At 53.7% G+C, this 23,894-nt stretch carries 21 protein-coding genes; 13 read left to right on the plus strand and 8 right to left on the minus strand.

What is annotated here, in order from left to right; all coding sequences use genetic code 11:
- Window positions 1-157: 157 nt before the first annotated feature.
- The 5 genes from FE783_RS23560 (at window position 158) to FE783_RS23580 (ending at window position 5,967) form a co-directional block, all read left to right on the plus strand.
- Entirely contained in the window at window positions 158-1,942 is a 1,785-nt protein-coding gene (locus tag FE783_RS23560; RefSeq protein ID WP_138881840.1) for an AfsR/SARP family transcriptional regulator, read from the plus strand.
- On the plus strand, window positions 1,939-3,414 hold the full coding sequence (locus FE783_RS23565) for a PP2C family protein-serine/threonine phosphatase (protein ID WP_138881841.1): 1,476 nt from the start codon (window positions 1,939-1,941) through the stop codon (window positions 3,412-3,414). Before FE783_RS23560 ends, FE783_RS23565 begins: the two co-directional genes overlap by 4 nt.
- On the plus strand, window positions 3,411-5,030 hold the full coding sequence (locus FE783_RS23570) for a PP2C family protein-serine/threonine phosphatase (RefSeq protein WP_138881842.1): 1,620 nt from the start codon (window positions 3,411-3,413) through the stop codon (window positions 5,028-5,030). The genes FE783_RS23565 and FE783_RS23570 overlap by 4 nt, the downstream gene beginning before the upstream one ends.
- A gap of 96 nt (window positions 5,031-5,126) precedes the next feature.
- Entirely contained in the window at window positions 5,127-5,573 is a 447-nt protein-coding gene (locus FE783_RS23575; protein ID WP_158301991.1) for an ATP-binding protein, read from the plus strand.
- Window positions 5,574-5,586: 13 nt separating this feature from the next.
- The gene (locus tag FE783_RS23580) at window positions 5,587-5,967 is read left to right on the plus strand and encodes an STAS domain-containing protein (RefSeq protein ID WP_138881844.1); all 381 of its coding nucleotides are present in this window, start codon (window positions 5,587-5,589) and stop codon (window positions 5,965-5,967) included.
- A gap of 84 nt (window positions 5,968-6,051) precedes the next feature.
- On the opposite strand, the gene FE783_RS23585 is transcribed toward FE783_RS23580, so the two are convergent.
- On the minus strand, window positions 6,052-6,480 hold the full coding sequence (locus FE783_RS23585; RefSeq protein WP_138881845.1) for a MarR family winged helix-turn-helix transcriptional regulator: 429 nt from the start codon (window positions 6,478-6,480) through the stop codon (window positions 6,052-6,054).
- Between the two features lie 260 nt (window positions 6,481-6,740).
- On the opposite strand from FE783_RS23585, the gene FE783_RS23590 reads away from it, so the two are divergent.
- From FE783_RS23590 to FE783_RS23615, 6 genes are all read left to right on the plus strand, one after another.
- Window positions 6,741-7,952: an MFS transporter gene (locus FE783_RS23590; protein ID WP_138881846.1), complete on the plus strand. Its 1,212-nt coding sequence runs from the start codon at window positions 6,741-6,743 to the stop codon at window positions 7,950-7,952.
- A gap of 476 nt (window positions 7,953-8,428) precedes the next feature.
- Window positions 8,429-8,713, plus strand: a complete 285-nt coding sequence (locus tag FE783_RS23595) for a hypothetical protein (RefSeq protein WP_138881847.1) — start codon at window positions 8,429-8,431, stop codon at window positions 8,711-8,713.
- A 109-nt stretch (window positions 8,714-8,822) separates the two neighbouring features.
- Complete coding sequence (locus FE783_RS23600; RefSeq protein ID WP_138881848.1) at window positions 8,823-9,815, plus strand: ABC transporter ATP-binding protein; 993 nt, start codon at window positions 8,823-8,825, stop codon at window positions 9,813-9,815.
- The gene (locus FE783_RS23605; protein ID WP_138881849.1) at window positions 9,808-10,524 is read left to right on the plus strand and encodes an ABC transporter permease subunit; all 717 of its coding nucleotides are present in this window, start codon (window positions 9,808-9,810) and stop codon (window positions 10,522-10,524) included. The genes FE783_RS23600 and FE783_RS23605 overlap by 8 nt, the downstream gene beginning before the upstream one ends.
- A gap of 11 nt (window positions 10,525-10,535) precedes the next feature.
- Window positions 10,536-11,927 carry a GldG family protein gene (locus FE783_RS23610; RefSeq protein WP_138881850.1) on the plus strand — a complete coding sequence of 464 codons (1,392 nt, stop codon included), beginning with the start codon at window positions 10,536-10,538 and terminating at the stop codon, window positions 11,925-11,927.
- Complete coding sequence (locus FE783_RS23615) at window positions 11,924-12,853, plus strand: DUF4340 domain-containing protein (RefSeq protein ID WP_138881851.1); 930 nt, start codon at window positions 11,924-11,926, stop codon at window positions 12,851-12,853. Before FE783_RS23610 ends, FE783_RS23615 begins: the two co-directional genes overlap by 4 nt.
- Window positions 12,854-13,039: 186 nt before the next feature.
- On the opposite strand, the gene FE783_RS23620 is transcribed toward FE783_RS23615, so the two are convergent.
- The 3 genes from FE783_RS23620 to FE783_RS23630 are packed head-to-tail and all read right to left on the minus strand — an operon-like array spanning window position 13,040 to window position 18,230.
- Window positions 13,040-15,805, minus strand: coding sequence for an FIMAH domain-containing protein (locus FE783_RS23620; RefSeq protein WP_158301992.1), 2,766 nt, complete (start codon window positions 15,803-15,805; stop codon window positions 13,040-13,042).
- 14 nt (window positions 15,806-15,819) lie between these two features.
- Window positions 15,820-16,860 carry an alpha/beta hydrolase family protein gene (locus FE783_RS23625; RefSeq protein WP_138881853.1) on the minus strand — a complete coding sequence of 347 codons (1,041 nt, stop codon included), beginning with the start codon at window positions 16,858-16,860 and terminating at the stop codon, window positions 15,820-15,822.
- Between the two features lie 35 nt (window positions 16,861-16,895).
- A complete protein-coding gene (locus FE783_RS23630; protein WP_158301993.1) occupies window positions 16,896-18,230 on the minus strand; it encodes an ABC transporter substrate-binding protein in 1,335 nt (444 codons plus the stop codon).
- A 347-nt stretch (window positions 18,231-18,577) separates the two neighbouring features.
- On the opposite strand from FE783_RS23630, the gene FE783_RS23635 reads away from it, so the two are divergent.
- Window positions 18,578-19,975, plus strand: coding sequence for an extracellular solute-binding protein (locus FE783_RS23635; protein WP_138881855.1), 1,398 nt, complete (start codon window positions 18,578-18,580; stop codon window positions 19,973-19,975).
- Between the two features lie 52 nt (window positions 19,976-20,027).
- On the opposite strand, the gene FE783_RS23640 is transcribed toward FE783_RS23635, so the two are convergent.
- The 4 genes from FE783_RS23640 to FE783_RS23655 all read right to left on the minus strand — a co-directional run bounded on the left by FE783_RS23640 (window position 20,028) and on the right by FE783_RS23655 (window position 22,494).
- On the minus strand, window positions 20,028-20,399 hold the full coding sequence (locus FE783_RS23640; RefSeq protein WP_138881856.1) for a GIY-YIG nuclease family protein: 372 nt from the start codon (window positions 20,397-20,399) through the stop codon (window positions 20,028-20,030).
- 172 nt (window positions 20,400-20,571) lie between these two features.
- The gene (locus FE783_RS23645; protein WP_138881857.1) at window positions 20,572-21,189 is read right to left on the minus strand and encodes a class I SAM-dependent methyltransferase; all 618 of its coding nucleotides are present in this window, start codon (window positions 21,187-21,189) and stop codon (window positions 20,572-20,574) included.
- The gene (locus FE783_RS23650; RefSeq protein WP_138881858.1) at window positions 21,179-21,703 is read right to left on the minus strand and encodes a dihydrofolate reductase; all 525 of its coding nucleotides are present in this window, start codon (window positions 21,701-21,703) and stop codon (window positions 21,179-21,181) included. The genes FE783_RS23645 and FE783_RS23650 overlap by 11 nt, the downstream gene beginning before the upstream one ends.
- The gene (locus tag FE783_RS23655; RefSeq protein WP_138881859.1) at window positions 21,700-22,494 is read right to left on the minus strand and encodes a thymidylate synthase; all 795 of its coding nucleotides are present in this window, start codon (window positions 22,492-22,494) and stop codon (window positions 21,700-21,702) included. The genes FE783_RS23650 and FE783_RS23655 overlap by 4 nt, the downstream gene beginning before the upstream one ends.
- A 737-nt stretch (window positions 22,495-23,231) precedes the next feature.
- Between FE783_RS23655 and FE783_RS23660 the strand changes: the two genes are divergently transcribed.
- On the plus strand, window positions 23,232-23,768 hold the full coding sequence (locus FE783_RS23660; protein WP_138881860.1) for a PspC domain-containing protein: 537 nt from the start codon (window positions 23,232-23,234) through the stop codon (window positions 23,766-23,768).
- The last annotated feature ends 126 nt before the right edge of the window (window positions 23,769-23,894 follow it).

A 23,894-nucleotide genomic window follows, 5' to 3' on the forward strand; every position in this document is an offset into this window, starting at 1 on the left:
ACGGCAGCAAGAAGAGCGGCGGACGCCGTTCTTTTTTTTGCGCTGCTGCGACCTTTCGAGAGGGGAACCGTATAGTTTGTTGAATAAGGAACTTTAACGGAATTCAGGGCAGTAATTCCGTTAAAGTTCCTAAGTGACTACAAGGAAACCGCGGTGATTGTCGTTGGATGATGCGAGAAGGTGGATCGAACAAGGGGACTATGAGATGGCGGTCATCCGGCTGGAATGCGCCATGCTCGAAGGCTGGCGGCCGGACGCAGGATGGCTGGATAGGCTGCCGGACGAGGTGACGGATCGATCGCCGCTGCTGCAAAAAATGGTCGGGGAACGGCTTGCCGACGCGGGAAAGCTTGCGGAAGCGAAGGCGCTGCTGCAGAAAGCGGTTAAAGCGTTTGCACGCCAAACGTTCCAGAAGGAGCTGCTGTCGGCGTTCGCGTCGCTTGCCGCCGTCTATATGCGGTCCGGCGACCATTCCGATGCGGAGACCGTGATCCGTTTCCTGCAATCGGAATACGGGGGCGGAGAGGCGGAAACGGACGGCTGCGTATTGCTGGCTCTGGCCCGCGGAGCGCGGCTGGTCGGGGAGGAAGCGAGCCGAGCCCGTTTCTATGAAGGCGCCTTCGAATGGTTTGACCGTGCCGGGGATATGGAGAACAGTGGCCGGACCGCTCTTGAAATGATACTTGATCTGGGTCCGGCTCAAGGCCGTCGGCTGATCGAGCTGCAGACGATGCTGCGTCTCCGCTGCGGCAGCGACCCGGTCGGCGCTGTCTACGAGCGGGCATTCGGAGCGATGCTGCTTTTCTGCGAGCAGCGCTGGCCGGAAGCTTGCGACGCTTTTGCTATGATCGATAGGGCGAACCGGCTGCCGGTTCACTTGGATATGATCCTGCGCTGCTATGGACAGCTCGCTTTGCTCCGCAACGGCGGCGTTCCGGATGTCCGCGAGCTGGAGCGGCTGGAACAAGATAGGCGGAAGCTTGCTCCGGATGCGGCGGTACAGTTTCATGTTGCCCGGCTGGAATTCGAGCGGAAGCTGTTGGACCGTGACGAAGAAGGGGCGGAACACGCGCTGCGGCAGGCAGAGGTTTATGACAAGTTATGTGCGTCGGCATATGGTGATGAGATCCAAGCGATGAAGAAGGCTTTATCGGACGGTGCCGGGAAGGGTGAGCGCCAGGAAGCCGATAAACGGCAATGGAACGTTTCCTGCTTCGGCTCGATTCGGTTCTCGAACGGAACGGTCGAGGTTAAAGATATTTCCTGGAAAAGGAAAAAGGCGCAGGAGCTGTTCCTGTACTTGCTGCTGCAGCCGAATTATTCATGTCCGCGCGATCAGGTGGTGGATGCCCTTTTTGCCGAGAGCGATTTCGATAAGCAGGCCAATCAGCTGTATGTCACGATCCACCGTTTGAAGCAGGTGCTGCGGGACTCGCTAGATTGCGATCAAGCGATAACCGTCAAAGAAGGAATTGTCAAAATTTCGGGGCATTTCATAGAGCATGCCGATGTGGAGAAGTACCGTTCGTTGGTAAGGGTCGGCGACCAATTGTGGGTACATGAACGAGAGCTGGCCGTGGAGCTTTACGAACAAGCCATTCAGCTGTACGACGAGATTGTACCCGATCTGCCGTACGTGGACTGGCTTGACCAGTTGAGGGCGTACTATGCGGAGATGCAGGCTGGGACGCTCAAGAAGCTCGTACAGTTCGCCTCGGATCGCACCGATTACGAAACGGCCGAAGCCCGCTGCACCGAGTGGCTGCGAATGAGGCCGGCCGAGGAAGAGGCGTACCAGCATATGATCCGGATGCTGATGAAGCAGGGAAGAACGGCTGAGGCGAACCGCTGGTACCGCAAATTGGAGAAGGTTTGCCGGGAGGAATTGAATGTGAAGCCGCTTCCCGAAACGAAGCAGCTGCTGCGAGGTGAACGTCCTTGACCGGAAATGCCCGCCGGTTATATGCCCGTCTTGTTGCCGTCTATACGACCGTATCCTTTGTTGCGGCTTCCGCCATGGTGCTGTCCAACTGGTATGTCAGCGGATATTCGGCCGACCGGATCATCGGCAGCGGAATCTTTATCTTCGTCGCATTCTTCCTATGGATATTGCTGGCATCGGGATATACGAGAAACCGGTTGAAAGCGGTTGAAAAAGAGGTGAATGGGGGAGCCGACTCGCCACTCCTGCGATCGAATAGGCTTCCGCTATGGACCCATTTGATTAAACTGCCCGAAAACATATTTTGGCTGTTTCTGGCCGTTGGAACGATGTTTGCGCAAGTACGGCAAATTTATGTGCTAGTTGCTGTAGATGACCCGTCCCGGTGGCTGCATTACATCAAAAGCACTTTATTTAACGTTACCGCGATATCGGGTGTGGCCTTTGTATATTACGGCATATTACGAAGTATGCTGAGGAGCAGTCTGCCCGTTCTATCCGGTGAAGAGGCCCGTAGCTTGCGCTTTACGTCACTTTTGCGGCCGCTTACTATAGCGTTCGTCTGCGCCGTAATTTTTCCCCTGCTGCGGATCGTTTGGAACGCGGCGGAGGATCAATTGAACGGAAGGACCTTCTCGGATGTATCACTCGTATCGATTGCGGTAATCGCCGGAGCGATTTCTTTCGTCGCATACGCCATCTTGAGCTTCAGCTTCCTGCGCGAGCTGCGCGATATGATAGCGAAGCTGCGCCAAGCGGTTGCGGCGAAGCCCGGCGGGATGCAGGAGCCGATTCCGATCGTGTCCCGGTACGAATCCGGCCGCCTGGCTGCGGTCAATAACGAGCTGCAATATCGGAAAGTATCGGAGTATGACCGGCTGGAGAAAGAGAGACGGCTCGCCGCGGGCGTACAGCGGCTCATTATGCGCAGAGGCGAAGTTGTTCTGGGCCGATGGCGCATGAGGGGAGAGCTTCGCGAGGGAGAAGAAATCGGCGGCCATTTTTACGATTTGGTGCAGATCGGTCATGGACGGCTCGTTTTTGCCGTAGGCATGGTGTCCGGAGACGGAATGCCTGCCGCCCTGGTGTTATCGGCATTTGTCGGTATGCTTCGTTCCGAGGCGCGGGACGGCTCGATTGCGGATATTGCCGTCAGGTTAAATGCGAACTTGTGGAGAACGCTTCGGGGCAAGCATACGATTTCCGTTATTATGGGCATTCTGGATCACGATGACGGCCATATCGAAATGCTGGGAACCGATACGTGGGGCTTAACGGATGGTGCTCGGCCGTCAGGGACGTCCGGCGGAGGGGGTGCTTCGGCGCTCGGCCTTACCGCATCCGCCGTCTTTCGGACGGAGCGTCTCGTGGCGGAGCCCGGACGGAACATCCGCTTAGCCGTCGATCATTCGGGCGAAGGGGCAACGCTTTGGCTGAGTCTGGATTGCAACGAAAGGGAGGGCGCCATGTGATTCAGCATTCTTTGGCAGGCCTCTATTGGCGATTGTTCGGAGTATTCGTGACGGCGCTGCTCGTCTCCTGCGGATTTCTTACTTATAACAATATAGTCATCCTCCGGATATCCTTGTCCAAACTTCTGGCATTCAATATTCCAGTTATCGTGTCGACCTCTATCCTATTTGCTCTGATCTTGACCGCCGTCACCCGTTGGCGTCTCAAGCCGGTATGGCGCGAATTGGAGGGCGGCGGCGAATCGGGGACCAAGGAGTCGGCGACGCTGCGATTGTGGGGGTTGCCGAGCGAATTGTTCTGGTGGATGATGGCGTTGACCGCGTTTGGCTGTGCCTTCTACCATGCGGACGCGTTGTATGACTCGATACTTGGGGTCAATGGGTATGGGAGCCGAACGCTGATTCTTATTTTGCAAAATATAATGGCCGAAATGATGACGGGGCTTACATCGGCGATCTTGTTTTTCGTTCTGCTGAGAAGGGTTGCGAAGCGGTATTTGATCATGCTTCATCCGTCCCGGCTTCCGGCGAAGGCGCACGGTTCCTTTTGGCATCCATTGATATGGACCTATACGAGCTGCTCTATTCTTGTCGTATTTTCCGTGCTCCGTTTGCTTCTCCAAGGAAGCGCGGCCGAGATCCGGTTCGGCTGGCTTGCCGCCACATTCGCTATTTATTTTATGTTTTCCTTTGCGGTATACCGGCTTCTGACGAAGCAGTTCACCGATGAATTGCGCGAGCTGACGGAAGGCATCCGCGTTTTGCTGCAAGGAAACCGGGCGCGGCTTCACGAAACGGTGCCGGTGCTGTCCGATGACGAGGTCGGGCAGCTTTCGGCAGCTTTCAATGAACTGCAGACGATCGTCGCGGCGAAATACGAAGCCGTAGACAGAGAACTGGCGCTCGCTTCGGAAATGCAGCGCCAGCTGCTCCCCGGAACATCGGCCCGTGCGGCTGCATACACGGTCGTGTCCCGCTTCAAGCCGGCCAAAGAAGTCGGGGGCGATCTATACGATATCGTCTCGCTCGATGATTCGCGGACCGCGGTGCTCGTAGGAGACGTTTCCGGGAAAGGGATGCCGGCCGCCCTTCTCATGTCGGCCGCTCTTGCCTTATTTCGATCGGAGATCCGGGCCGGCGGTACGGCCGCGGAGATCATAACCCGATTAAACCGCAGCTTGTCGGATATGCTTCACGGAGATATGTACGTAACGCTCGGGCTGGCCTTGTTCGATGCGTCCGACTCGACAGTCCGTTATGCCAGCGCGGGGCATGTTGCCCCTTATCTGATCCGGGCGGAAGACGTGCTGCAAATTCCGGTCTGTTCGCTTCCGGCCGGAATCGATGCCGATGAAACGTTCGAGGATACGGTCCTTCCGTTTCTCCCGGGCGACCGGCTCGTGCTGTATACGGATGGAATCGTTGAATTAACGGATGAAGCGGGGGATATGATCGGTTTCGACCGGTTCGAGAAGCTGTTGACGGACATGGACCGAGATGTCCCCGTCGAAGCCCAACTGGAATGGCTGACCCGGCTTCTGCCGGAGGAAGGCTCTCCGGATGAGGACGACCGCACGCTGCTGATCATTGCGATGGATTCGGGCGGCGCCATTTGAACCGTGTAAGGGAATTGTAAGAAGTTTGAAGTACAATCCTGGATATGGAGGGAATAGGAGTGAGGCGTTCGGTACGGGATGAAAGAAGGTGTAAAGATGACGGATGAAGAATGGTTGGTCGGAACCGAGTGGAGCATCCCGAGCGAATTCGGTCAGGAAAAGCGGATTTCCGCGAACATGGTGCAGCTGTCGGGTACCTCCGGTCTTTTCGGCGACCGTTTGGACGATATGATTACGGCCGTTACCGAGGCTTGTCTGAACGCGCTGGAGCATGGAAACAAATTGGCGAGCGGTCAACAAGTGCGTGTGAAGGTGAACGTTTCGGTCAACAGAGCGGTGTATCGCATTTATGATGAAGGGCCGGGATTCGACTATACGCAATGGGATGAAGCGCGCCTGGCGGAGACGGTTGCGGAGAAGAAGCTGCACGAGGACAACCCTCGCGGATGGGGACTGAAGCTTATTTTATCGCTGGCGGATCGGGTCCGCTTCGGCAACGAAGAGGGAGCTTTTTACACGGAAATCGAATTTATCGACAAATAGAGGGGCTACCTGGATGGATACTCAGTTTCAAGTTCGGCTTCGGCCATTCGAACGCGGGGTAATTGTGGATATGACCGGCGATATGACGAAGCAAGCCGAGGAAGCGATGCTCGGGCAGCGGGCATGGGAAACCGGACTCGGGGCATCCGGACCGTATTTGATTTTGAATTTTACGCACGTTCCCTATGTGAACAGCGCCGGTATTGCCGTGCTGATCCGTATCGTCAGGGCGGGGATGAAGGGCGGGTTCCGGACATTCGCGTACGGCATTACGCCTCATTTTCAAAAATTGTTCCGGATGGTCGGTTTGACCGAATATTTGATGATTTACCCGGACGAATATTCCGTTCTGCAGCGGATCGAAGCCTTGGAGCAGCCCGAAGCAAGCCCGTGACCGGGGCGGAACGGTTGAAGAAGATCGGATACGTTTGACCTGCGTACAGCGCAGGTTTTTTTGCGTTAAACCGGTTCATTCTCTCTATTCATCGATAAAAGTGCGGTTCAGCTTGCCGAGCAAAAGGCCGAGCATGCGGCACTCCTCCTCCGACCAGTCCCGGAACAGCTTCGTGAATCGATCTATCCGGGCCCGTCTCGTCTCCAATAACTCCTGCAAGCCCAACTCCGTTATCTGAAAATGACTGGCTCTCCCATCCGTCGGATCCGGCAAACGCTGGATATATCCCTTCGTCTCCAAAGCGGCCGTTTGTCTGCTTACCGTCGAGATGTCCAACCGGAATTGCTCGGACAACGCTTTAACGCCTGTCGGGCCGCAGGAGTCTAGTTGATTCAAGAGCAAGTAGGCCGACCGCTCCAGCGTGCCGAGTTTTTTGTCCAAAGCTGCGGCGGTGGCCCGGCGGATCAAAGTGGCCAATTCCAGATCAATTTCTTCCAGACGCTTCTGTTCCATTTCTATTGCCAACCCTTTCTGTAACGCTCCTATGTGCTACTTTACTTGATTCTCCGCTTCAATGGCAACCTGGGCGGGAATCGAAAAAAGTTTGACATAGCGAAAAGAAGTTGTATAATACAATTAAATTATAGTTGTGCGATACAACTAAATATTGAATACCGGTTTTCCAGCAAGAAAACAATAGGAAAGCGGCAGAATGGGGGAACGACAGCAACGGTTGCATGTTGTTCAACAATGAATCGGGAGGTAAGGAATTTATGTCATCCGCAACATCATCGTACCAGGAGATACAGAAGCGCTCCGGCACATTCAGCCAGCCTTTGGCCGTATGGGCGGTAGCTTTTGCCTGTGTCATTTCGTTCATGGGTATCGGACTGGTCGATCCGATCTTGCCGGCAATCGCCAAAAAAATGGACGCTACGCCGAGCCAAGTATCGCTCTTGTTTACAAGCTACAATCTCGTCACCGGCATCGCCATGCTAATTACCGGGTTCGTGTCCAGCCGACTGGGGACGAAATGGACATTGATAGGCGGCATCCTGCTCATTATTGTGTTCTCTGCGCTAGCCGGCAATGCGGAGACGATCGGCTCCATCGTCTGGCTGCGGGGAGGCTGGGGACTCGGCAACTCTTTATTTTTGGCGACGGCCCTTTCCGCCATCGTGGGCTTGTCCACCTCCGGCACGGCCAAGGCGATTATTTTTTACGAAGCCGCTCTGGGGCTCGGCATCGCGGTAGGTCCGCTTCTCGGGGGCGAGCTTGGCTCGATTTCGTGGCGGGGACCTTTCTTCGGCGTCAGCGTTCTGATGGGAGTAGCATTTCTGTTCCTGCTCTTTATTATGCCCAATGTAGCCAAACCGAAAAAACCGAGCTCACTCGCTGCCCCTTTCAAGGCGCTTGCTTATCCCGGTCTGCTGACTTTAGGCGTCGCCGCGTTTCTGTATAACTTCGGCTTCTTTACTTTGATGGCCTATTCGCCTTATGTTATGGAATTGAACGAGCGAGGCCTCGGCTACGTGTTCTTCGGCTGGGGATTGCTGCTCGCCGTCACTTCCGTTTTTGTGGCGCCCAAGCTGCAGAAGAGACTCGGATCGGTTGCATCCATCAGTATCGTGCTCACGCTTTTTGCCATAGTTCTGTTGGTGATGGGCGTCGAGGCTTATACACCTGCAACGATCATTACATGCGTTGTCGTATCGGGTATTTTCCTTGGCATCAACAACACGCTCATTACGACAGCCGTTATGGAGTCCGCCCCGGTCGAGCGATCGGTCGCTTCAGCGGCATACAGCTTCGTCCGTTTCATGGGAGGAGCCATCTCGCCTTGGCTTGCAGGCAAGCTGGCCGAATGGTACAGTCCGAGAATCCCTTTCTATTTCGGCGCGGTTATGGTTTTGTTAGGCGTCGTGTTCGTCTTGGCTCGGCGCAAGCATTTGGCCGGGATCGATGCGGCGGTAGCGCACCATTGAGTTATGTTGAAGTTTGGAGTGCCGCCAGGCCCGCTTTCACAGGGGTTATGGCGGCTTTTTGCCATCTGTGGTAGTAGCACAGATTTTGTCGGTAGCGTTAAATGGAAAACGTACATTTAAAATCGGCGTTTTTGCCTTTTCGCTTGTTTTTACTGGATAACCTACAGTTATTTAGGCGGGTATCGCCTTTTTGGCTCGAATAGAGCAGGTTTTGATGCATGTTTTCCAGTTAAGTGACATCCAACCTGCTTCAGACGAAAATTAGCTGTATGATTTCCATTTCGTATCTGCCCCACTGTATGGAATAACCGGACTAAACGCTGAGGAAGTATAGAAGAAAGCCTCCAGAATCCAGAATATGATATAATTGATCGGTCGTTTCCGTCATGTTTAAATATCAAGTCTATGGAGAGCCGGCGGGACGTCATTTCCGGTTGGTTTTTTCAATGGCACACAAATAAGAGAGAAAGCCCGATATGAACAATCAGTCTGATCCAAATAAAATCCGCTATGGCATTATACGAAACGGTGGCTTCCTTGAACAATATGGTTCAAGCGGCCCGGGTCGTCCGAACGCGATTGGCGGCATATTTGAGCGACAAAGGTTGACAAGTTCGTTGCGTGGATCCCATAATAAATGGGGTCCTTTTTTTTTCCACCACGCCGCTGTCCGTTCACAATTTGGACACAAAATTTTAAGCAAATTTTCAGATTCGTTTAAGGTTGGCTTATTGTTGCGGCAGTATATTGTTGTTGGTTAAACTGGATATTGAGAACGTTTGCAACATGTTGTGATTTAGGAACTGTTACGAAATAACGAATTACGCGACAGATCCTTAGGTTGCCGTCACTGATAAGGAGGGAGTCAAGGTGCTCGAAGTCAAGCAGGTCAGCAAGCTGTACGAGAATCAGAGAGGGGTCCACAACATCGACTTTTCGATGAGCCGCGGCGAAATCGTCGGATTTTTGGGGCCGAACGGTGCCGGCAAGACGACCACCATGCGCATGATCACGGGATATTTGAACCCGACGCAAGGATCGATTGTCGTTGACGGATTATCGATGGGCGACCATCCCCGCAAAGCCCGCAGAAAAATAGGGTACTTGCCGGAGACGCCGCCGCTTTACCCGGAAATGACGATCACGTCTTACTTGAAGTTCATCGCCAATCTGCGCGATGTACCTGTTCGCGAGCAGAAAATGCGCATCGGCGAAGTCATCGAGAAGCTCGGCCTGCAAGGCCGCGAGAAGCAGGTCATCCGCAATTTGTCCAAAGGCTACAAGCAGCGTCTTGGGCTCGCGCAGGCAATTTTGCATAAGCCGGATTTGCTTATTATGGACGAGCCGACGTCCGGTCTCGATCCGAAGCAGATTATTGAAATCCGGCAGCTCATTCACGGGTTGGGGGAGAATCATACCGTTTTGCTCAGCACGCACATTTTGCCGGAAGTGAATGCGATCTGCAACAGGGTATTGATTATCAACCAAGGACGCATCGTGCTGGATGAACATCCGGATTCGATCGGCGGCTCGATGGGCGAATCGTTCCAGGTTCGGTTGGAAGTGAAAGGACCGAAGGAGGACATTATTCGCGAGCTAAGCGGTCTGTCCGACGTCGGCAGCGTGAAGGAGCTGGAGCGGGATCAGATGGTCGAATCGGAGTCGGTAGTGCTGCAGGTTGTCTCGAATGATCGGAAAGATATCCGCGAAGCGCTATTCTACAGATTGGCCGAAAGGGGCTATCCAATCCTCGAAATGAAACGGGAAAGCCTCAGTCTGGAAGACATCTTCCTGAAGCTGACGACGAGCGAGAAGACCGTCGCAGAGCAGGAAGAAGAGCCGGAGGTGGAAGCCCATGCGTAGAGCTCTTGCCATCTGCAGCAAAGAGCTGCAGCTGTATTTTTATTCGCCTACCGCCTATGTGGCGTTCGCGTTCTACGTATTGCTGTCGAGTATTATGTTTTATTTGAACTTTGTGCTAACGCCCACGAGTATTGTCGATGTCCGGCTTGTCGTAGGCAACACGACGTTCATTTACTTGTTCATTATTCCGCTGCTGACGATGCGGCTCGTCTCGGACGAATTTCGCCAAGGAACCGACGAGATGCTGCTTACGTCGCCCGCCAGCATTACCGAAATCGTCATGGGTAAATATATGGCCGCGATGACGCTGCAGCTGATGCTTGTCGTGTGCAGCTTGATCTATCCGTGGATTATGTCCGGCTTCGGCGATTTGAACCAAACGGTGCTGTGGCTCTCGTACTTGAGCATGTTCCTGCTCGGCGCGGCCATGATGGCGATCGGACTGTTCGCCTCCACGTTATCCAACAACCAGATGGTGGCGGGTATCGCCTCCTTCGTCATCTTGCTGCTGCTGTGGATTATCGACTGGGCCGGAGAAGGCTTCGGCGGCAAACTGAAGGAATGGGTTACCCAGTTTTCGCTTATCCAGCGGCAGACCAATCTGCAGAAAGGCATCCTCCACCTCGGGGACGTCTTGTTCTACGTGATGCTGGCCGCCGTATTCGTAGTACTGAGTATCCAAACGCTTGAACGAAAACGCTGGAGATAGGAGGAAGAGACGTGAACAAGTGGATAAGAGGAACGAACGCGACGGTCATCTCGATCGCCGTGATCGGGATATTTATTATCGTAACGCTCTTCCTGAATTCGATGAAGGGCATTCAATGGGATTTGAGCGAGAACAAAAAATATTCGCTGTCCGATCAGACGATCTCCGTGCTGAAGAAGCTGGACAAGGATATCAAAATAACGATGTTCACCGGGGGCGGATCGGCCGACGACAGCATCATGTACCGGGACATCCGCGATTTGCTGAACGAATACAAGAAGCGTTCGGACAAAATTACGTTCGAGGAAATCGATCCGAACCGGGACCCGGCGAAGGCGCAGGAGTACAAAATCGACCAGGCCGGTACGATTATTTTCGAAATGGGCGAGAAGCAGAAGAAGGTGTACAGCTATGAGCTGTTCATGTCGGGACAGGCGCAAGGCTCCTACAACTTTATGGGGGAGAGTAAATTCACGCAGTCGATCATGGGCATGATTACCGACGTGAAGCACCCGATCTACTTCCTGACCGGCCACAACGAGCTGCCGTCCGCCCAAATCGCGATGTTCCGCTCCTCGCTTGAAGGCGAGAACTATGCGATCAAAGATTTGAACCTGTTCAAGGAAGCGGCGATTCCGGCCGATGCGGAAGCGGTATTCATTCTCGGTCCGCAAACCGACCTCGATCCGAAGGAAGTCGCTTTGCTGAAGGAATACGTACAGGGCAAGGGCAAGCTGTTCATAGCGTTCGGCTATTCCAAGGACATGCAGAACATGAAAAACTTCGACGAGCTGCTCGCCGCCGTGAACGTCAAAAACGGCAAGGCCGTCGTAGTCGAAACCGGGCGGACGTTGTACAACAACCCGCTGACGATCGTACCGAACATCGAATTCCATACCATTACAAACGATTTGGCCGACCAAAACCGCGTAGTCGTGCTTCCTGTTGCGGCGGCTCTTTCGACCGAAGCGGGCAACCCGGACTGGAAAGCCAACGCTCTGTTGAAGTCGACGGACAAAGCTTATGGCGAAACCGATTTGAACCAGCTTACTTCAAATGCTTCGAAACAGGATCCCGCGGACCTGAAAGGGCCGATCGATATGGCTTACGCCGTCATGAACAAGGACAACAAGCCGAAAGCAATCGTCATCGGGAACGCCCAGTTCTTACAGGACCAAATTTTGGCCGAGCAAGGCAACCGCGATTTCGCCTTGAACAGCGTCAACTGGATGCAGGAGCTGACCGATCAGATCTCGATCCGTCCTCGTGAAGAAGCGGCGATGCAGCAAGCGTTCATTATGCCGAACAAAGCGAAAATGATTTTCTACGGAACCATTGTCATTTTCCCACTTGCGATACTCGCATTGGGCGGAGCCATCTGGTGGAGGAGGCGGAAAGGATGAAACGGTTCATTCCGACGATCATTCTCGTCGTCGTGTGCATCGGGGCGTTCTGGTATGCCTCCAGCCAATCGTTTTTCAAGAAAGAGGACGATGCATCCAAGCCCAAGCCGATAGTTACGGTGAAGCAAGGCGACATCACGGGGATCAAGATCAAGCAGGGCGGCGTGGAGATGCAGAAGAAGGACGGGAAATGGGCGCTCACCAAGCCTGCTGCCTATCCGACGAATGCCTATTCCGGCGACAGCTGGACCGGGGCGTTCGTGGCACTGACGCAGGATAGCGTGATCGACGAGAATCCGGCTGACTTGTCGAAGTACGGCTTGTCGAGTCCGGAGCAGGAGTTTGCTGCCACGCTCGCGGACGGCTCGTCCAAAACATTGCAGATCGGTTCGCCGTTGCCGATCGCGGGCCATCATTATGCCAAGCTGAAGGAAGCTCCGGCGGTATTCCGCGTGGCCGACGATCAGATCAAAGGACTGCAGAAAGATGTGGTCGAGTTCGTGGACAAAAGTCCGTTCCAGATGACGTACAACGAAGTGTCGGGCGTACAGATGGAATGGAAAGGAGCCGCCAAGACGCTGCAAAAGGTCGATGTGGCCAAACCGTCCAACGAATCGGCCTGGAAGCTGGGCGACAAGGAGCTGAAGGGCACCGACGTCGAGCCGATTCTCGACAAAATGCTGTTGATGTCTTCCGATCAGATGGTCAAAGCGGTATCCGAACTCAAGATGGATGCGCCTGAACTGAAGCTTACGCTCAAGTCGAGCAAGGACGGCAAAGAAACGACCTCCACTTACTTGGGCAAAGTCGACGGCGAGCAAATTTGGATCGCGCTTCAGGGCGGACCGTGGGCCTTCTCGGTTCCGGTCACCTCGATCCAGGAGCTGTTCGACAAAATCAAGGCGCCGGAAGCTCCGGCGAAATAGGTCCGCCCAAGGTCGTCGGCAGCCGGTCGCTGCACCAATGGTCCCGGATTTACTGACGCTGGCCGTTCACGGCGGTTGGCGGGCGCAATGAAAGCAAAGAGAAGGATCGCCGTCTTGCGAAGCGGCGATCCTTCTCTTTTGTCATTCACCGGGCATCAGATAGAGCGTGCTTTAAGTAAGGGGACGTCAGTTAGCTGACGGATCCCATTCGGCAATCAAAGTTCTGACCTGTTGGTCCAATGGCCATATGACTTCCAGCTTAACGGACGGCTCGGCCGCCTCATTATGAAGATGCTTGAGAAAGTCGCGAAGATGCTTGACCGCTTGATCGCGATGCCCCTCGCCATATTGATGCACGGCTTGCCGCAAGGAATTCGTCAGCTGGACTTGAACCGGATGCGGAAGTTGTCCGGCATCCGCAGACCGCTGGATGAATGCGGAGATCGTCGACTCGTCGACGGGCAGCGAATATTTCCAAACGTTCGCATCATCGGCCATATACAAATTCCCGTACGCATCCTGCGTCAAGTAATTTCCCGCCCCGTTCTTGATGACAGTGAACTCCATCGTATTCGGGTCGATGGTGAAAAACGTTTTCTGCCGGTTCGTGCCGTATACGTTGCCGTCCGTTCCAAGCTCGAGAAATGCGTCGACCCAAACCGTTCCGGTCCCGTAACGTCCCAGCTTGGCTGCCTTGTACACAACCTGCTTCGTCTGCGGATCGAATTTGAAGATCGTGTCCTCCGCCACGCCCCAGATCATGCCGTCCGGGCCGTTCAACAAACCGCTGACCACCTTGCGGCCGGGGACCGGCACCGTTTCGAACGTTTTCGTATCGGTCGAAGTGTCGAAGATGAACAGCTTCCCCTCGCTCTCGATCGGACCAGGCGTGCCCAATCCGCCGTATATGCTCGTGCCTCCGTACACGAGACCGTCTTGATAGACGATAGAGACGACCCCCTGATTGGCGACGATGTCGCGGTACACTTGAACTTGCGAAGTCGAAACATCGTAAACCGACAGCCCTCCGCTATGGTTGGCATAATCCGCAACCGATCCGATGTAAATCCGGTTCTGGTCTTCCACGCCGCGCAACGCAAAAGGGCGGTCCAATTTTCGGGAAGTCAAATCCACCTTTTTTCGCGGATTGATTCCTTCTACCCAAGGCTCGTCGGGGTCGTACTCGTACAGCCTGGAGCCCTGATACTTCCCGATATAAATCTTGTCGTTGAAACGGAGAACCGATTCGATTCCCGACATGGGCGTTTCCGACACTTTCTCGAACAATTGCGTCTGCGGATCGTAGATGTTCAAGCCATCCATATAGCCGCCGCCATACAGATGCCCGTCGGGAGCCGCATGCAGACTTTGCAGAGCGACCGGCTCTCCCGCATCGCGAACTTCCGTAAAGAGACTGTTCCCGGTCGACGGATTATACAGAAAATATTTGCCGAAGGCGGCGGGGGCGACCAACGTATACCCCGGCCATAGCGGATCGTTCAATTGCACGAATTGCCCGTCCTGGAAATCGGCTGCACGTAACGCCGTTTCCCGAATCGTTTTTGTCGCAGTATCGTAGTACCTCAGCAAAGCTCCGCCAAAGTAAATATGCTGTTCATTCCCCGGCATGACGGCGACATCCTGCGAGCCCATTCCCCGTCCGCTCGGATTGTAATACTCGACCGTTTCCGTCGCGGCGTCCATAATGAGCAACCGGTCCGGCGATAGCTTGATAAAGAGCTTGCCCGTTGCATATCCCAACCGATTGACGAACGTGAATGATTCCCCGGATTGCGGAAGCAATTGCGACAGCATGTTTTGTTTGGCGCCGCTGACCGGGTCTATTCGTACCAGTTCCGCATTTACCCCGCCGACGCCCGCGTACAACACTCCCCGCTCCGAATCGTATGCAAGGGACTTTACATATTTCTCCGTCGGATGCGCGCGCCCGAGATCGCGGATCGTCTGGCTTGCCGGAGCGTATTCGAATACATGGGCATTCGGATACGTTCCGGCATAAACTTTCCCGTCGGGGCCGGCCTCGATGGCCCAAATATGCGTCTCCTCCCCCAATCTCCCCAAATCTGTCAAGCTTCCGTCAGCCGGAACGTAGCGATACAAGTGACCGTTGAAGTGGGTTCCGACGTACACGGTGCCATCGCTCGCGGCGGTCACTCCCCACGCGCCGGACGCTCCCGGCATATCGATCGACCGAAGCACCTGCGACGTCATCACATCGATGACCGTAAAAAACGATTTGCCGTCGCTTCCATTGATCACTTCGTATATAACATCCCGGCCTTGCCCGTCTTTGCCGACCGCGCTGTCATGATTGACGACGGAATGCTGTGCGACGCCCAAATCGACGAAGCTACCCATCTTCTTTTCCTCCAATTCCACACGATCCACGTTGCCCGCGCCTTTCTCTTTTCCGGAAGAATAAAAGAGCACTGTGCCGGTCACGGCTTGTTCCGGAGCGATCCCGGATACGATGCCGGCAAACCATTCGCCGTTGGAGACACCGTACCAGCTTTGCGCATCCGTTATTTTTGTGCCGGCCGCGTCAAAAAAACGGATATAAATCGCCAATCGATCCCGATCGACCTTGAGCATCGCCTTAGCCGTATAGGCTAGACCTCCGACAACCGGAAACCGGTCGCTTTCGATTGCAACCGAAGCGCTGCCGGACATATCGTCCAGGCGAAGGCTGCGTTGTCCTTCGTACGCAACGGTGTCGCTTATTCCATAAGTGGCACTCGGATCGTTGCTGTTAAAGATGCGCTGCCAACCGGGTATTTCTCCATTCTGCACCGCCTGTTCGAATCCTGCATTCGACACCGTGATGGAAGCGGCAGCGGCAACGGCCGGACCGGACGTCCACATGCAACTGATGGACAACGAGAAAACGAGGACGCTCAACAAGGCCCATTTCGCCAATTTTGCTGCATTCATTCCCGAACACTCTCCTATACTGCCTGCGGCTCCTTCAGCCATCGATCGAGAAACAAGTACGCCAGATGGCGAATTTCCGGAGGAAAATCGTGCCCGCCGGAAGTCATCACGGCCCGGAAACGGTCTTCCGCCCCAAGGAAGCGGTACAATTCATCCAGTTCGGCCATACACGCTCCGATTTCTTTCCAATGGGGGAAGATGCGGTCCCGTTGTCCGAAATAGTAAAACGATGGCGTCGGAGCAGCCAGGGCTGCGATTTCGTGAAACTCGAACGGTACTTCATAGCGGCCGAGACATTCGGTAATTTTGGGCAAATGCGTATACCAGTCGCGAATGCCCCAATGCGTCGGACGATGATCGCCGTAGAACGGACTGAAGCCGCAGCTGCTGACCGCAGCCCGGATGCGTCGATCGAGACCTGCCAAAAAGTATGCATTGTAGGCGCCGAACGAATGGCCGATCGCGCCGATCCGGCTCACGTCCACATTGCCGAGCGAACAGAGTAGATCGAGCGCTTGCATATGATCGACGGCATTTTTACCAACGGTCGACCATTCCGGATGCTTTTCGTAGAACGGAGCGCTGCGGAAAGAGGGCAGTCCTTCATAGATGCGCTCTCCCGCCGTCAATGCATCCGGTGCGAGAACGACATAGCCTCTCGACACGAGCTCCAACCCGTAACGCCGATTTTCGTTTCCGTCTTTGGTAGCTACATTCGCTTTGCCAGACTCGTGCGTCGGATGAAGCGCGAGTACTGCGGGACGTCGGCCGAACCGGTCCGTTCCTTCGACGGAACCGTCAGGGACGAGCATATACGCGGGAACTTTGTCGCCCAGTACGGTATCGTAAACGAGATGAACCCGCGTATGGTCGTCTTCCTGCGTTTCTCCGACGACTTCGTACGATACCGGAACACGTTCGGGCAAGCCGCCGATAAATTCGAGCCATAACCGTTCGATCCGTTCCCGTTTGCGAAGCCAGCCTTGCTCGTCTTCCACGCCGTCCAGCAGCTTCGGCAATCCATTTTTGTTCAGTTCATACAAGTTATACCCCATCCCGTATGGCTCTCCTTTCCTATCCAATCCTTCCGTCACTTCGACTTGCTTTTCTCTTTCTCCGCTTCTTGCTTCAGCAGCTCGTCGGCTTTCCGCAACGCCGTGTTCACATCTTCCTGACCGAGAGCCGCTTTAAAAAATTCGTTCCGCAAAATCGTATCGGCAACGTTCGTATCGATCATTGCCTTTCCTTTCTCGCGCCCCGGACGCAGCGGAGCAAACTCGTAATATCCGACCGCTTTCATATTTTTCGTCTTGAGAACCTGGTTGTCTTGGCCGAGAACATTCATCATCTCTTTGCTCGCGACAGTCGGCAAAAAACCGTTGCGCGCGTCCCGCATCTGCACGTCATCGCCAAGCATCTCCATGATCACTTTGAACGCCTCTTCCTTGTGCTTGCTTTGCTTCGTGATCATCAAGTAGCCTGGCGGGAAAATACCGATTTTTTTCGGCGCCCCTTCCATGACGGGTACCGATACCATATCCCAGTTCGGAATCATGCTGAGGTCGAAATACGGAGAGAAAATATCCGCATGCATCGCGACATTTCCTTTCTGGAATGCCTTTTGCTCTTCCGTGTTCGTCGGGAGAATCTTGTTGTTCGGAAGCTGGAAGAAGCGAATGTAGTTGTCGAATATTTTTTTCCACGTATCGAAGCCGGACAGTGCGTCTTTCGCCGGGTCCAGCGTCGGGAGCGAATATTCGTTATAAGTGAGGAACGTGCTTACAAATGCGGAAAGCCCGCGGTAATTCGTTCCCCCTTCCAAACGGGACATTTTGCGGGCCACTTCGTACACTTCGTCCCAGGTCATGCCGTCCTTCAAATAAGGCTGGGCGAATTTGTCGAACAAATCTTTGTTATAGTACAGCACCCTCGAGAAAAACGGCGAGACGGGAAGACCGTACAATTCCCCGTTTTGCGAAGTCAATTGCTTGAACCCGTCGATAAATATCGGGTTGAACCGGCTCAAATCATAATCGTATTTCTTCACCAGTTCATTCAGATCGTACCCGAGCCCCAGGTCCAAGTAATTGGCGCCAACCGTACTGGAAATACTGCGGATAATATCCGGTATTTCCCCCCGGGCGACGTAATCCTTGATCGTATTCCCCGCCCCGCTCGTCTGCAACCAGGTCACTTTGATATGGGGAAACTTTTTGGACAGCACATCCTTGAAACGATTGTTGAACTCCTCTTCCGAAACGCCGGAGGCATGAATGTTCAACTCGAACGGATCGGGCGGTTTCACCCCTTTCCCGGGAGCGGCATCCCCGTCCTTCGAAGTCGTTCCGCCGCCGCTGCAGGCGGAGAGCAGCGCAACAAGCGACAAACTTGCCAAGCCGCTGATCAATCGCAACGTTGTTGCCAAGCTGATCGACCTTCCTTTCCACTTGTGAAAAGCAATACAGGAATCAGAACACAATCCGCATATTGTAAAGCGCTTTCAACTCCTCCTTTCATTATGAGTTGATACGTAACTGATATTTAAATTACAAGTGAAATATATTTTAAAAATCAATTATTGTCAATGACTATACAGTATTATTTTATTTAATACGTAATATGGGACAATTAGCACTTTATCGGAGCGAAATTAATATTTATCTAATATGTATATAAAGGACGTCCTTTATTTTGCGGCCTACAGTCGTTTGACAAGCATGTAACGATCTAATATGATCAATAATCATAGCGATTAATGAGGTAGATACCCGTATGGAGCGACGGCCGAGCCGCAAGCTGTTTCGTCCCCGGTTGGACGAAATGGTCACCTCGATTCGAAACAATATCATTACCGGGACGCTGGAACCGGATCAATATTTGCCGTCGGAGAAACAATTGGCGGAACAATACGGGTTGAGTGTCCAATCCGTGCGCAAAGGGCTTGACCTGCTCGTCGGCGAGCAATTGATCGTCAAAATCCCGAAGGTCGGAAGCAAAGTCGTCGATCCCGCGGAAAAGGGCGCTGTGACGATTCGCCTCGGATATCCGCCCACGCTGCCCGACGACGCCGACATTCACCGGCTGATCGCGATGTTTCATCGAGAGCATCCGAATATTCGCGTACAAGCCGTTCCGCTCGGAAACACCTCCTACGAGCAGTACAAGCCGTATCTCGACAGCGGAATGCTGGACGTCATCATTACAAACTACAGCAGCTACCTGCAATTTTCCGAGAACGGCGGTCTGGGCGACCTCGACGTTCTGGAACGGCAGGATGAGCTGTACCCGTTTCTGTCCGACGCCTTCACGGAAAACGGACAACTCCGGGTGCAGCCGTTCGTGTTCTCTCCGCTCGTGTTGTGCTACAATCGCGCTCATTTCGCGCAGCTGGGGCTTCAGGAGCCGAACAGCAGCTGGAGCTGGCAAAGATTGATCGAGTGCGCCGAGGCGCTCGACATTCCGAACGAGCGGGTCGGCTTCCGCTGCTACTTCTCCACCCCGAACCGGGCAAGCATACTGCTTATGCAGCGGGGCAAAGCGTTCGAGCGCGGCGATGTCGGGCGCATCAAGCTCTCCGGCACACCGATGATGGAAGCGATCCGGTACAGCCGGCAATTTTACGAACATATCCCGTCGCTGCCTAACAGCCTCATGGATTGGGAGGCACAGAAGATTCATATGTTCCGTCAAGGCAAGCTTTCCATCGTCATTCTCAGTTATTTCATCCTTAATCATTTGCGGGATTGCGACCTGGACTACGATATAGCTCCGGTTCCGCATTTCGGGGATGCCCTGACGGTGCTGCTCGTCATCGGGTTGGCCGTCAACCGCCATTCCAAGAACAAGGAAGGGGCCAGAAAGCTGGTCGATTTCATGGTTTCCGCCAAAGCCCAACTGGCCATCCGGCAAAACACTTGCAGCCTTCCGGCCCGGGTTACGGCCGCGGAATGGTCCGGTCCCGAAGTCGCTGCGATCAATCGCCCTTCCCGCTTTTCGCTGTTCCGGGAAATCATACCGAGCTACCGGTTGTTTACGGACTTGAACGTCAGGGAAAGCGAGTACCGTGAGTTGTTTGACGAGTTGAGGCTGTACTGGGCGGGGTTGGAGAACGAGGAAACGTTCTGCTCGCGTGTCGAGGCTATTACGCCGATGTTGTCGTCGACGCCGTAGCTGGTTCGTGAATGTAATGGGGAAAGAAAAGGGGCAGCGATATTCGCTGTCCCTATTGCTGCTCCTTCGCTTCCGGGGCGGGGCCGTTGTAGCCGCGGTCTCCGAACGGCTGAAGCTTGTCGAGCCATTTGTCCTCGAGCTTTTTCAGCTCTTTTTTCATGTCGAAATAGACGCTGTCCTTCCTCTCCAGTATTTCCAGCACCTCGATGGTGAAGGAATCACCGCCATATCGGGTCCATTCCTCCTGCAGTGCCCGGTTCATATGTCCCCCCATATCGAGCGTCATCCGTTTCCCGTTGATCGATTTGAAATTGTTGGTGCCAGCAATAAACACTTTCCCGTTTAATTTGTTTTCGAACTTGTAAACGCCACCCTCGGTCTTCATTTCTTTGTATTGCTCGACCAGTTCTTTTCTTCTGTTCATCGGATCTCTATCCTTTCAATTTAGATAGATAAATAAATTGTCCTTTATTTAATAAACATTTTATTATTTTGTTTATTGTAATGTCAAACAATCTTTTCTGGCAAACAAAAAAGAAGGGCAGCCGCGAAACGGTCTGTCCTTCTTCTTGATCGTTACCTTCTATGAGGCCGTACTATTGCGGCGCCTTCAGCACAAGCGATTGAAAGTGAGGGTTCCCCTCGCCCAAAGGCTCGGTGTTGAAATAGACGATTTCGAAGGTGCCGCTTACCGCCTTCAGCAAATTTTCATCGGAGTACATGGCGAAGAACCGTTTGGGCTCATAGCTGTCTTTCTCCCATATTCCCTCGGAATCCGGTCCGCCGTAAACGCCCATATAGAAAAGGCCGTCGGGCTTCAGCACGCGCCGGATTTCTTCCAGAGAACGCCGAAGCTCGCTCTTCGGCACATGCAGCAGGCAGTTTAAGCCGAAGACGGCGTCGAACGAACGATCCGGGAAGCCGAGAGCGTCGAAGCTGCGCACTTCCGCCTTCAGTCCTTTCTCGCGGCACAACCGCACCATTTCCGGGGACTGGTCGGTGCTGGTCACGTCGAGACCTTCCTGGCTGAAGAACAAGCTGTCGCGTCCCGGACCGGACCCGATCTCGAGCAGTGTCGCCGCCTTGCTTCTCTTCAGCATGTCCAGAAATTGTCCCCGCTCCCGCACTTTCCAGTCGGCGGCTTGCATATGGTTCCGTTCTTCGGCGTGGTTGTTGTAGGCGGTGATCAAATCCGGCGTATGTTTATTGGGCATGTGGATTCTCCTTGGGAGCGTCGGTTCGTTCGTATGTCACAAAGGTGTGGGGATGCAAGTTATTCTCGTCAATCGTCCCCGGCTGGCGGGCAACGATTTTCCACATTTCCGGATCGATCTCCGGAAAGTGCGCATCGCCTTCAAACTGCTCGTCGATGGACGTTACATACAACCGGTCCGCGATAGGGAAGAACAGAGCGTATATTTCCGAGCCTCCGATGATGAAAGGGCTCTGCGCTTCGGCGGCCAGAAGCGCCTCCTCCACGGTATGCGCCACCTCGCATCCTTCTGCGGAGTAGCTTGGATCGCGCGTCAATATAATATTCGTGCGGCCCGGCAGCGGCCTGCCGATCGACTCGTACGTTTTGCGGCCCATGATGACCGGATGGCCCATCGTCGTTTTTTTGAAGAAGGCCAGGTCGGCGGGAAGCCGCCACGGAAGCTTGTTATTCCGGCCGATGACCCGGTTGCGGTCCATGGCGACGATCATCGAGACGGGCTGCCGGCGGCTCATACGGCAACCTCGCCTTTAATGCGCGGATGCGGATTGTAGTCGGACAGCTCGAAATCGTCGTATGTGAAATCGAATATCGAGGTCACGTCGGGATTCAGCGTCATCTTTGGAAGCGGCCGCGGTTCGCGGGTCAACTGCAGCTTCACCTGTTCCAGATGGTTTGAGTAAATATGGGCGTCTCCGAGCGTATGAACGAAATGGCCCGGCTTTAACCCGCTCACTTGAGCCATCATCAACGTCAGCAGCGCATACGACGCTATATTGAACGGCACGCCCAGGAATACGTCGGCGCTGCGCTGATACAGCTGGCAGGAGAGCTTGCCGTCCGCGACGTAGAACTGGAACAGGCAATGGCACGGTGCGAGCGCCATCTGATCCAGCTCGGCCACGTTCCACGCACTGACGATCATGCGCCGGGAATCCGGGCTGTTGCGAATCTGGTCGAGCACTGCCGTAATTTGGTCCACTTCGCCTCCGTCCGGTTTCGGCCACGACCGCCATTGCCGGCCGTATACCGGTCCGAGATCGCCGTTCTCGTCCGCCCATTCGTCCCAGATCGTTACCCCGTTCTCGTGCAAATAATCAATGTTCGTGTCTCCTCGCAAAAACCAGAGCAGTTCATGAATGATCGAGCGCAGGTGCAGTTTTTTTGTAGTGAGCAGAGGAAAGCCTTGCTCCAAATCGAAGCGCATTTGATAGCCGAATAGGCTGATCGTGCCCGTTCCGGTCCGGTCCGACTTCTGCACGCCTTCCTTCAATATCGTTTCGCATAATTGCAAGTAATTGTTCATGATGAGATCCCTCGTCCTTCCTTGAATTACTTCGATTAAGGCGTTATTCTAATCGTTACAGCAAAGTAAAAGTTCACTTCGTGATAGTGGACTGCGACTTGTTGTACCAAGAAAACCTTCCTCTAAATCGCGGTCGCACTTCCTTGAATTACTTCGATTGAGGCGTTATTCTTATCGTTACAGCAAAGTATAAGTTCACACTCGTAAAAGTGGACTGCGACTTGCTGTACAAAGAAAACCTTCCTCTAAATCGCGGTCGCACTTCCTTGAATTACTTCGATTATGGCGTTATTCTTATCGTTACAGCAAAGTATAAGTTCACACTCGTAAAAGTGGACTGCGACTTGCTGTACAAAGAAAACCTTCCTCTAAATCGCGGTCGCACTTCCTTGAATTACTTCGATTATGGCGTTATTCTTATCGTTACAGCAAAGTATAAGTTCACACTCGTAAAAGTGGACTGCGACTTGCTGTACCAAGAAAACCTTCCTCTAAACCGCGGTCGCACTTCCTTGAATTACTTCGATTGAGGCGTTATTCTTATAATAACATATACCATAGGAAAGTCAGATACGGCTGCCGGGAATATCCCGCATTCCCCCGGCTTAGGTCCAGTCCGAATACCATCCTCGGTCCGTTTTGGATTCGGGGGAGCTCTTCTATACTAGAACTATAAGGTCGGGTACGGCAATGTGCCGCACCTGGAAACGACCAATCCAAATAAAGGTGATGCCGCTATGACTAAACTGTACCGGTCCCGTAAAGACAGCAAGCTGTTCGGTTTGTGCGGCGGGCTGGCCGAACTGCTTAATGTCGATTCCACGCTGCTGCGTGTCGTACTGTTGGTAACTACGTTCTTCACCGGGGGAACGCTTATCCCGATTTATTTCATTGCTTGCCTGGTCATACCGAAGGAGCCCGCCGATTCGTTCTACAATCCGAATTTCGGATATTCGAACCGGTCGGACTACCGTCCTTATTCGTCGAATTCCAGCTCGGAGCACAATCCGTACTATGGAAACAAATACGGTACTCCACATCAGCCGTACGGAAACGAACCGTACTCAAGCGGTTACGGTTCGAAACCTCCCGTGTACGGTCCGGGCTATCAGGCGCGGCCTCAACCGGGTACGCAGTCGGTACCGGGTCCATCGCCGCAAACCACGGCGCCTAGTCTCGATGAGATGATGCGGGATGTGGAGAAGAAGGCGCTGCAGAAAGAAATCGAAGAGCTTCGCGCCAAGCTGGCCAATTACGAGAAAGGCGACAAATAATTCCGCCGGCTCGCTACAAGAATGAAATCAACCATGGGACGTTTGCGCCCATGGTTTTTTGTTGTTTTGGCAGAAGAAGGTATTGCGAACGTACATTCGCTTTTGGTAGGATTGATTTGACACCCC

The sequence above is a fragment of the Paenibacillus mesophilus genome (genome assembly GCF_005938385.1).
Lineage (GTDB): Bacteria > Bacillota > Bacilli > Paenibacillales > NBRC-103111 > Paenibacillus_AB > Paenibacillus_AB mesophilus.